Origin of the sequence: Streptomyces sp. UG1, assembly GCF_049974585.1 — a bacterium.
Taxonomy (GTDB): Bacteria; Actinomycetota; Actinomycetes; order Streptomycetales; family Streptomycetaceae; genus Streptomyces.
The window spans coordinates 1-9,497 of record NZ_JBNGGG010000102.1; the positions used below are offsets into that span (position 1 = coordinate 1).

8 protein-coding genes are annotated in these 9,497 nt (G+C 67.9%); 1 reads left to right on the top strand and 7 read right to left on the bottom strand.

What is annotated here, in order from left to right; translation table 11 throughout:
- Positions 1 to 191 precede the first annotated feature (191 nt).
- Entirely contained in the window at positions 192 to 824 is a 633-nt protein-coding gene (locus tag ACP4J3_RS50110) for an IS5 family transposase (RefSeq protein ID WP_426544875.1), read from the top strand.
- A gap of 92 nt (positions 825 to 916) precedes the next feature.
- Here ACP4J3_RS50110 and ACP4J3_RS50115 read toward each other — a convergent pair whose 3' ends face one another.
- From ACP4J3_RS50115 to ACP4J3_RS50145, 7 genes are all read right to left on the bottom strand, one after another.
- Positions 917 to 2,713, bottom strand: coding sequence for a coagulation factor 5/8 type domain-containing protein (locus ACP4J3_RS50115; protein ID WP_426544877.1), 1,797 nt, complete (start codon positions 2,711 to 2,713; stop codon positions 917 to 919).
- Between the two features lie 190 nt (positions 2,714 to 2,903).
- On the bottom strand, positions 2,904 to 4,370 hold the full coding sequence (locus ACP4J3_RS50120) for a glycoside hydrolase family 32 protein (protein WP_426544879.1): 1,467 nt from the start codon (positions 4,368 to 4,370) through the stop codon (positions 2,904 to 2,906).
- A 46-nt stretch (positions 4,371 to 4,416) separates the two neighbouring features.
- Positions 4,417 to 5,295, bottom strand: a complete 879-nt coding sequence (locus ACP4J3_RS50125; RefSeq protein WP_426544881.1) for a carbohydrate ABC transporter permease — start codon at positions 5,293 to 5,295, stop codon at positions 4,417 to 4,419.
- The gene (locus tag ACP4J3_RS50130; protein WP_426544883.1) at positions 5,292 to 6,287 is read right to left on the bottom strand and encodes a carbohydrate ABC transporter permease; all 996 of its coding nucleotides are present in this window, start codon (positions 6,285 to 6,287) and stop codon (positions 5,292 to 5,294) included. The genes ACP4J3_RS50125 and ACP4J3_RS50130 overlap by 4 nt, the downstream gene beginning before the upstream one ends.
- Positions 6,288 to 6,294: 7 nt before the next feature.
- Positions 6,295 to 7,704 (bottom strand): ABC transporter substrate-binding protein, encoded by a 1,410-nt coding sequence (locus ACP4J3_RS50135; protein ID WP_426544885.1) that lies wholly within the window; start codon positions 7,702 to 7,704, stop codon positions 6,295 to 6,297.
- A 93-nt stretch (positions 7,705 to 7,797) separates the two neighbouring features.
- The gene (locus tag ACP4J3_RS50140) at positions 7,798 to 8,829 is read right to left on the bottom strand and encodes a LacI family DNA-binding transcriptional regulator (RefSeq protein ID WP_426544887.1); all 1,032 of its coding nucleotides are present in this window, start codon (positions 8,827 to 8,829) and stop codon (positions 7,798 to 7,800) included.
- 262 nt (positions 8,830 to 9,091) lie between these two features.
- Positions 9,092 to 9,334 (bottom strand): hypothetical protein, encoded by a 243-nt coding sequence (locus ACP4J3_RS50145; RefSeq protein ID WP_426544889.1) that lies wholly within the window; start codon positions 9,332 to 9,334, stop codon positions 9,092 to 9,094.
- Positions 9,335 to 9,497 lie beyond the last annotated feature (163 nt).

Genomic DNA, 9,497 nt, shown 5'->3' on the forward strand with positions numbered 1-9,497 from the left:
CCCTGGATAGCAGAGGCCCCTTCTGTCTCCCGACACCCTTGACACCGCCAACAGGGCCTTAACTTCGTGGCATTGGATGCTGGACGCGGTGCGCTATGTCGTCGACGACGGCGTCAAGTGGGTCAACCTGTCCTGTGACTTCCCGCCGTACCGGGGTGCACGCGTTCGCCCGACGCTGGCAGGTGACAGGCTTGCTCGCCGAGCTGCGCGACAAGGTCCGCCAGAAGGAGGGCCGTTCGCCGGACCCGACGGCCGCCATCGTGGACTCGCAGTCACTGCGGGCGGCGACGAACATCCCACGATCGACGTCCGGGTGGGACGGCGGCAAAAGGGTGGGCGGCCGCAAGCGGCACCTGGTGGTGGACTGCCTCGGCCTGGTCCTGGCCGTCGCGGTGAGTGCGGCGAGCGTGCAGGACCGCGACGCCGCACTGGCCTTGCTGGAGCGGCTGCGCACCATGTACTTCTCCATCCGCCTCGTGTGGGCGGACGGCGGCTATGCGGGTCGGCTCGTCGACTGGGCGGCCGAGAAGCTGCAGCTCACCCTCGAGATCGTCAAACGCACCGACGACACCAGCGGATTCGTGGTGCTGCCGCGCAGATGGGTGGTGGAGCGCACCCTGAGCTGGCTGATGCGCTCGCGCCGCCTGGTGCGTGACTACGAGACGCTGCCCGCCATGCACGAGGCCATGGTGCTGTGGTCCATGACCATGCTCATGAGCAGCCGTCTGGCCGGGCGCCGGCCCCGTGACTTCAGTCGGCCGGCGCCCGGCGGGCACCCCGACACCCTCGCCGCCGGAGTGCCTGAGGCGATCTCCCGCGCCTGAACCAGCCACCTCCACAAGCGAGACGAACGGACGACCTCGCCCGTCTCTCCCGCCGTCAGCCGGAGTTCATGCCCACCCAGGCGGATGGCATCTCAGGGATAGGAGACCACGTTGGACGGGATGGTCGATGTGCCTGATGTCGGGGCGCCGGTGTCGTTGATGACGTGTTCGTACTGGCCGTTGCCGCCGAGTGAGACGACCAGGAGGTGGTGGAATTTCACGCCCGGTGTGTTCGGGGCAACGAAGCCGTTGTGCTGGACGATGGTCGGGTCGACGTTGTAGTTGCAGTAGCTGCCGAGGCCCCATGCCTCGTGCGTGGTCACCGAGTCGGCCACTTTGTAGGCCGCGTAGCCCTTGACGGAGCCGTTCTGGATGGCCGCCTGGTTCGGGGCGTCGTACGCCTTCTCGTTCTGGAAGAAGATGGTGCGGCCGCGCTGTCCGTTCCATTGCACGTCGTACTTGTTGAAGTGCTCGACGAACAGGCCGGTGGCGAGGACATCGTCGCCGTTCACGACGACGCCGCAGTCGGCCCGGTTGGTCTCCCAGCCCACGCCGTCACCGTGGTCGGCGCGCCAGAGCCAGGTGTGGTCGATGATGGTGTGACGACTGTTGATCACCATGGTGGTGGTCGCCTTGCCGGGGCCGGTTCCACCGATGCGGATGAACACGTCCTGCACGGTGATCGGGTTGTCGCTGTGGCCGGCCGAGCAGCCGGGTTCGCCGACTTCGAGCAGGGTGCGGGAGTTGACCGGTCCGGCGTCGATGAGGAAGCCGGCCAGGCGCACCCCGTTGACGTCGGCGACCTTGAGGGCGGTGACGCCGTTGGTCGGGATCAGGGTGGCGTAGCCGAGTCCGAGCACCACTGTGTTGGGCCGTCTGACGCGGACCGTCTCGTCGAGGTGATAGATCCCCGGGGTCAGCAGCAGGTGGAGTCCCTGGGCGAGTGCCCGATTGAGAGTGGCCGCGCTGACACCGGGTTTGGCCACGTAGAACCGCGACAGGGGCAGTGAGGTGCCTCGCGGCGTGCCGTTGCCCCAGCTGACTCCGCGGGCCTTGGTGCGCTTTGCGGGCAGGAAGACCCGGTACTGGCTTCCCCGTAGGTAGAGGAACGGCTTCTCCCGTGAGATGGGGGTCGTGTCGAGTGTGGTGTAGGGCGGGTTGGGGAAGCTCTGCGCGGGAGCGCCCTGGACGCCGGAGAACACCATGTTCCAGACGGCGTTGAGCCAGCCGCCGATCACGCTGTCGCGGGTATACCACTGCTGCTGCGAGTACGGTCCGACGTGGCCGTCGATGCGGCTGTCGGCGATGTAGCCGCCGCTGGCCCAGCCGTAGCCGGTGGGGGCGAGATTGAGGTTTCCGCGGACGTGCATGCGCCGGAAGGGCGCCGCCTGGGAGACGGCCCAACGGTTCGTGCCGCTGGCCGGTACCACCGCGAGGTTCTCGGCGGACCGCCAGAAGTTCGACGTGGCCTTGCCGCCGTTCCATTCGGCGTCGACTGTGATGTCGCCGTTGATGGTCGTCTCGTCGGGAGTGAGCCCGAGGCCGGCGATGGAGGTGTGGAACCCGATCTGGGCGTTGAGCCCGTTGTAGGTGCCGGGCTTGAACAGGAACGCGTACCGGCCGGTGCCGAACTCGTCCGATTCCTGCTGTTCGAATACCTCGTCCAGTCTGGTCTGGATGCCTGGGGTGGACGGGGCGAAGACGATGACGTTCGGGCCGAGATCACCGCCGCCAGGCAGGGGCCGCGGCCGCTTGGTCCGTGGCGCGGCTGACGCCGACCCGGGAAGGGTGACTGCCACAGCGGCGGCCGCGGCGCCTGCCGCCCCGAGAACGGTGCGGCGGGCGACGGCTGGACGTCCGGGCGATGAGGAACTCGAGGCAGGGGTCATGGGGCTTTCTCCCGGTTCAGGAAATGAGCGGACAACATGGGTGGAGAGCGCGCTCTCCGGTGGAATGGTTCATTCGGGAATGGCAGGAAGGTGGCGGCCTGGCGGAACAAGAGATCGTGGGGTCGTCGTCCTGGGCGGCCGGGATACTCTGCCGGAGTTTGCGGTAATCGCACGCTGATCTCGGCGGCGATTACGCCGCGCGGCCCTTCTCGGTAGGCGTGTCGGTTCTCGATTCCTTGATCTCGAGCGGCAGGAGCTGCCATGCGTCGATCGTGTAGTTGAGCTGTGTGCCGGACGCAGTGCGCGCCTGCAGGTGCCAGGGGCCTTCACCCACCGGGTAGAAGCGCACGGTGAGTACCTGGCCGGTGGAGAGGAAGATCTCGGCGATGGAACGGTCGACGACGATGCGCAGGTCGACCGGCCGGCCGCTGGGGCAGGGCATCGTGTAGGTGCCGCCGCGGGCGCGCGGGTCCAGTGAGGCGTGGTCACGGCTGACGACCAACTGGCCTGCGTCGGCGTCGAGGAGGATGTCGAGGTACTCGGAGCCGTCGGCAGCGGTGACCAGGCGCAGGCCGCTCTTGCCGGTCGCTTCGAGACGGGCGGTGAGGTCGAAGCTGCGGCTGACTTCGCCCAGCTTTACTGGAGCGGAGTTTGAGGCCAGCCCGGCTGCGTGGACGGTGCGTTCACCGCGCAGCGCGAGCAGTTCCGCGGCGGGCCGCTGGTACGTGAGACCGTCCTCGGTCAGTTCTATCTCGCGGGGCAGCGTGAGCGTTCCGGCCCAGCCTTCGGCCTTCGACCAGTCCTTGTTGCGGGCCTCCCAGGACCAGCCCCACAGCAGCCATCTGCCACCAGGTGCGCGCAGCAGGGCGGGAGCATAGAAGTCCGGGCCGTGGTCGAGGAACTGGGGCGAGCCCGCCTCGAAGACGCCGCCGCGGTCCTCACCGACAAGGGCCAGCACGCCGTGCGGGCCGTCGCGTTCGTACCAGGCGGAGAGGATGAGGGCACCTCGCCCGTCGGCCGCCGGCAGGTACTGGGGGCACTCCCAGCCTTCGCCGGTGAGCAGTCCGCTGTCGCCGACAGGCTCTGGTTCGCGGGCACAGAAGGGTCCCCGGTAGGTCCAGGTCTGCAGGTCGGGTGAGTCGTACAGCAGGGCCGCGGCGCGGCCGTCGGCGAGGGCGGCGCCGACCAGCATCCGCCAGCTGTTGCCGTCCCGCCAGACGTAGGGGTCGCGGTACATGGTGGTGCCGTCGGGCGGCTCGGGTATGAGCAGGTCACCGCTGGGCTGGAAGGTCAGGCCACCGTCGCGGGAGACGGCGGTGGTGACCAGTTGGTGCTGCGGGCGCGCCTGGCGGTGCGCGGAGTAGAAGGCGACGATCCGGTCGCCGTCGGAGACGGCGTTGCCGGAGAAGCAGCCGTCGGCGTCCTCGCCCCCGGGGGTGGGGGTGAGGGCGATCGGCAAGGGTTCCCAGCTCACCAGGTCGGGGCTGCGGAAGTGGCCCCAGTGCATGTTGGCGTGGCCGGTGCCGTGCGGGTTGTACTGGTAGCAGACGTGGTAGTGGCCGTCGTGGTGGACCAGCCCGTTGGGGTCGTTGATCCAGTTACGGGGCGGGCGCAGGTGCGCGACGGGACGGTGCAGGTCAAAGGGCGCGGTGGACACACGCGGGCCTTTCGAGGTGTTGGAGAGCGTCGGGGGTGGGGGTGGCTCAGCGGAAGGAGCCGGCCACGATTCCCTCGACGAAGTACCGCTGGGCGGCGAGGAAGATCAGCACGCTGGGGATCAGGGCGATGATCACCCCGGCGAGCACGATGGAGATGCTCCCGGTGCCCATGTTTCCCTGCAGAGTCACCAGGCCCAGGGGCAGGGTGAAGTTGTCGGTCGACTGCAGGAAGATCAGCGGGCGGAAGAATTCGTTCCAGTAGGCGGAGAAGGTGAGCACTCCCAGGGTGGCCATCGGGGCGCGCGCCATGGGGGCGTAGATGCGGGCGAAGACCTGGAAGTGGGAGGCCCCGTCCACCCGTGCCGCCTCGCCGAGCTCGCGTGGCATCTGCAGGAAGTACTGCCGCATCAGGAAGGTGCCGAAGGCACCTCCGACGGCAGGCAGGACGAGCGCCATGCGGCTGTCGGTCAAGCCCAGGTACTTGATGATCAGGAAGACCGGGATGATGGTCGTCTGGATCGGCACCATCATGGTGGCCAGGATGATGGCGAACAGGGCCTTGTTGCCGCGGAAGCGGACCATGGCGAAGGCGTAGCCGCTCATCGTGGAGGTGATCAGCTGGCCGACCACGATCAGTCCGGTGACGAACACGCTGTTGAGGAAGAACCCGGTCAGGGGGACTTTGTCGAAGACGGCCTGGTAGTTCGAGAAGACCGGATCCGTGGGGATCCACTGCGGCGGGTTGTCGAAGGAGGTGGCCGGGGTGCGCAGCGAGGTGGCCAGGGCCCACACGAGCGGCGCCACCACGGCCGCGGCTGTAACCGTCAGCACGGTGAGCGACAGCAAACGTCCGATCCGGACCCGTCGGCGCCGGCGCGGGGCGCGGGCGGTGGCTGCGGGCTGCTTGTCGAGGATGGCGGTCACGAGTAGAACACCCACTTTCGGCTCACCGTGAACTGCACGGCCGTGATGATCAGCAGAACGGCGAACAGCACCACGGAGATGGCCGAGGCATAGCCGAACTGGAGGTTCTGGAAGGCCGTCTGGTACACGAGCAGCACGGTGGTGTAGGTCGACTCGCCGGGGCCGCCCTTGGTCATCACATACGGCTGGTCGAACAGCTGCATCGTGTTGATCAGTCCGACGGTGGAGGCGAACAGCACAGTGGGGCTGATGAGGGGCAGCTTGATCCGCCAGAACATGCGGGCGGGCGATGCGCCGTCGATCTGCGCGGCCTCCAGGACGTCACCCGGCACGGAGCCGAGGGCGGCGACGAAGAGGATGAAGGTGAAGCCCAGCTGCTGCCACACGGCGACCAGCACGATGGTGGCCGTGGCTCCCCCAGTGGAGCTCAGCCACGAGACCTCGGGCAAGTGAAGCAGGTTCAGGTAGTAGTTGATGACGCCGAACTGGTCGTTGAACACATACGCCATCACGATCGAGATGGACGCCGCGGAGGCCAGCAACGGCAGGAAGAACGCCGCGCGGAAGAGCTTCTGCACGATCTTCGACGTTCGCTGGGCGACCAGCAGCGCCAGTCCCAGGCCGAGGGCGACCTGGAGGAAGACGATGATCACAGCGAGGCCGGAGGTCACCAGCAGCGAGTGGGTGACCGTCTTGTCGCTCAGCAACGCATCGAAGTTGTCCAGCCCGACGTACTGGGGGCTGGAGATAGCGTCCCACTTGAACAGGGCGAGGACGAACGAGGCGATGATCGGCGCCACGGTGAAGACGACGACCACGACCAGGGCGGAGGCCACCATGGCGTAGCCGAACAGCGCCTCGCGGCGGGCGCGCCTGTTCTGGGCGCGGCGCCTCAGCGTCGTGCTCTGGTGGGCCTGGGGCTCAGGAGGGTGGCCGGACCGCGCGCCCGACGGGGCGGACGCACGGCCACGGTTGCGGACAACCTGTGACATCAACGCCTCACCCTGTCTTCATGGCGGTCTCGAGGTCGCCCTGCAGACCGTCCAGGGCCGACTTCGCCTTGCCCGAGGACATCGCCTCGGTGGTGCGCTTGTTCAGCGCGATGGCCATCGCCTGGTAGTACGGCGGGGCCGGGATCGGCGCGGTCTCGGGGAACTTGGTGAGGGTGTCGTAGAACACCTGCCAGTTCTTGGGACCCGTGGTGGAGTACCTCTCCGCCGTCATCATCGACTTGCGCGGGAAGGTGGTGGTGTTGCCCGGAATCAGCACTTCCAGGTTCTTCGCGGACACCAGCGACTTCACGAACTCCCAGGCGAGGTCCTTGTTCTTGGACGACTTGAGGATGCCGTAGCCGCCCGCGCCGAACAGGTGCCGCTGGGAGCGCCACTTGGGGAAGTACTGCACGTCGAAGGAGCCGCCCGCCATGCCGGCGTTGTGCAGGCCACCCGCCCAGAACCCGCCGCCGATCGACATACCGATCTTGTTGCTGGCGAACAGGCCCTGCAGCGTGGCGCCGCCACCGACGTCAGGCTTGGCCGACAGACCCTCCTTCTGCAGCTGGATCATGTAGTCGAGGGACTCGACGACCGGAGCGGAGTCGGCGGTCGGATCCCCCCAGCGCCAGCCCCCCTTGCGGCCCGAGGCGGCGGGGTCGTTCGGGTAGAAGGTCTTCCACATCCAATCGCCGCCGTCCCACTTGCCCTCGGTCAGCAGGTTGCCGCCGTTGGCGTACATCCAGGACGTCCAGCTGCCCCACAGCCGGACCACCCAGTTGTAGGGGACCGCCGAGCCGCCCTTGCGGGCGATCTTCCCGGCGATGTCGTAGAAGTCGTCCTTGGTCCAGTCGTCGGCCGGGCGTCCCACGCCGGCGCTTTCCAGCAGAGAGGTGCTGTAGAACATGTTGCCGGCGTTGAAATCGGTCGGCAGTTCGTACAAGTGGCCCTGGTACATCATCGCTTCGACCAGCGCCGGGTGGACATCGGCGAAGTACGACTTGAGCTCGGAGGCGTCCCGCTTCACGTAGTCGTCCAGCGGTTCGGCCAGGCCCTTGGCCGCGAAGAGCTGCAGGCCCTCGGTGGCGACGGAGACGATGTCGGGGGCGTTGCCGGCGGCGATCTGGGTGAGCAGCTTGCTGAAGAAGTCGTTCCAGTCCGTGCCCGTGATGCCGGTGAACTTCACCTTGAAGCCGGGGTGCGCCTTCTCGAACGGCGCGGCCGCCTTGCTCAGCTTGTTCGCGGACGCCTGGTCGGTGAAGACCAGCACGTTCAGCACCTTCGAGTCGGAGGAGCTGGACGAGCCGGAGGAGCAGGCGGAGGCCAGCCCGCCCACGCCCGCTACCGCGGCGGAGGCGACGCCGGCTCTCAGCACGCCACGGCGGCTGAACGGCTCCTTGAATATCCCAGAGGACATGCGTGTACCCTCACTGTGTTTCAAGTACTGACAGGGATGACGACCGGTTGCGACGGTCGCCTGTCGTTGTGCGAATGCTTCGCCGTCCCGGGTTCAGAGCCGGGGCGGCGAAGTGACCGATGCCCGCGCCACCAGCGGGCAGTGCAGCATTTCCTGTGCGACCGGGCCTGGTGGCGAACCCGGCGTTCCGGTGAGCGCGAGCAGCTGTGCGACGGCCCGCGCCCCCATCTCGTAGTGCGGGAGCTGGACCGTGGTCAGCTGGGGGTACAGCGCCTCGGCGACCAGCTCCTGGTTGTCGAACCCCACGACCGACAGGTCGTGAGGGATGGACAGTCCCAACTCCGCGGCAGCCCGGTAAGCACCGGCGGCCATCCGATCGGTGTAGCAGAACAACGCCGTCGGGCGCGGCTGCGCCATCAGCAGACGCCGGGCGGCCCGGTAACCCGAGTCCACATCACCGCCGACCGTGTCGAAGGGCACCGCCGACTCGGCGGCGACCAGGGCCGGGTCGTAGACGATGCCGGCCTCGGCCAGCGCCTTGCGGTAGCCCTCCAAACGGCCCTGCCGGGCGGGAAGGTCGCGAGTCTGCACGGTCGCACCGATCCTGCGGTGCCCATGGGCGATCAGCTCGCGCACCGCCGTGTAACCCCCCTGGACCTCGTCGGGCACCACGAAGGGGACAGCCGTGTCGTCGCAGCGCGCGTCCAGCAGCACGGTCGGCGTCGAGCGAAGGCTGTCCGGCAGTTCCACGACCTGGTGGTACATCGCGGCGTACAGCACGCCGTCCACCTGCCGCTGGAGCAGCATCTCGATGCTGGTGCGCTCCAGTTCCGCATCGCCGCTCGTGTTGACAAGCAGCAGCACCAGGCCCTGGGCCGCGGCGGCCTCCTGGGCACCCAGGATCATCCGGCCGGCGTGCGGGGTGGTGGCGATCTCGTCGCTGACGAAGCCGATGGTCTGCGACCGCTGCGTCGTCAACGCCCGCGCCAGGCTGTTCGGCGCATATCCGAGCTCCTCGGCGACCCGCCAGATGCGCTGCTGGGTCTCCTGGCTGATCCGCTTGCCCTCGACCCGGTTGAGGACGTGCGACACCGTCGCCTTGGACACACCTGCCGCGGCAGCCACGTCCTTGATCCCGATCCGGCGCGCCATCATCCCCGCCCATACTGGTTGAAACCGGGTTGCCTAACCGGTTAGGCAACGGTGTGCACATGAGAGTGCCTTCGGCCAAAGCTCCTGTCAATGGCTGGTTACAAACTCATGTCCACACATGTGCGAGGTGCCATGGACCGCTCTCCGCACGACCGGTCACCGCCTCGCACGGCGGGACAAGCTGACGAGGCATCACACCGTGGGGCGCTAGCGGCATCCAGTGCGATTCGTCCGGCTACGCGAGGCCATGGCGGCCAGCGCCCCGAGCGGGGGTGAACACCCCCGGCCGCACCTGGAGCGCCCACCCCCGCTCCACCAGGCGTTTCGCCTTCGACCGCACCCCCTCGACCTTCGCCGGAATGGCCTGAAGGCCCAGGGCCGCTGCCAGTTGCTGGCACCGCATACCCTCCTGGGCCGCATCCGACTCCAGGACGGACATGATTCGCTGGTAGTCCGGAGGCAGGACCGTCACTGTCATGCCCTCAGCCCGTCTAGGCACCACCGACCCCGCCACCGCACTGCCCGCCGGCTCCGAGACCCCAACAGACGGCTGGGCCAGCACCACATCGATCAATCCTCCGGGGAGGCATGTCCTGCCGGGTCTGATCCACAGGTCTTGAGCATTGCTCCGCGGGGTGGGG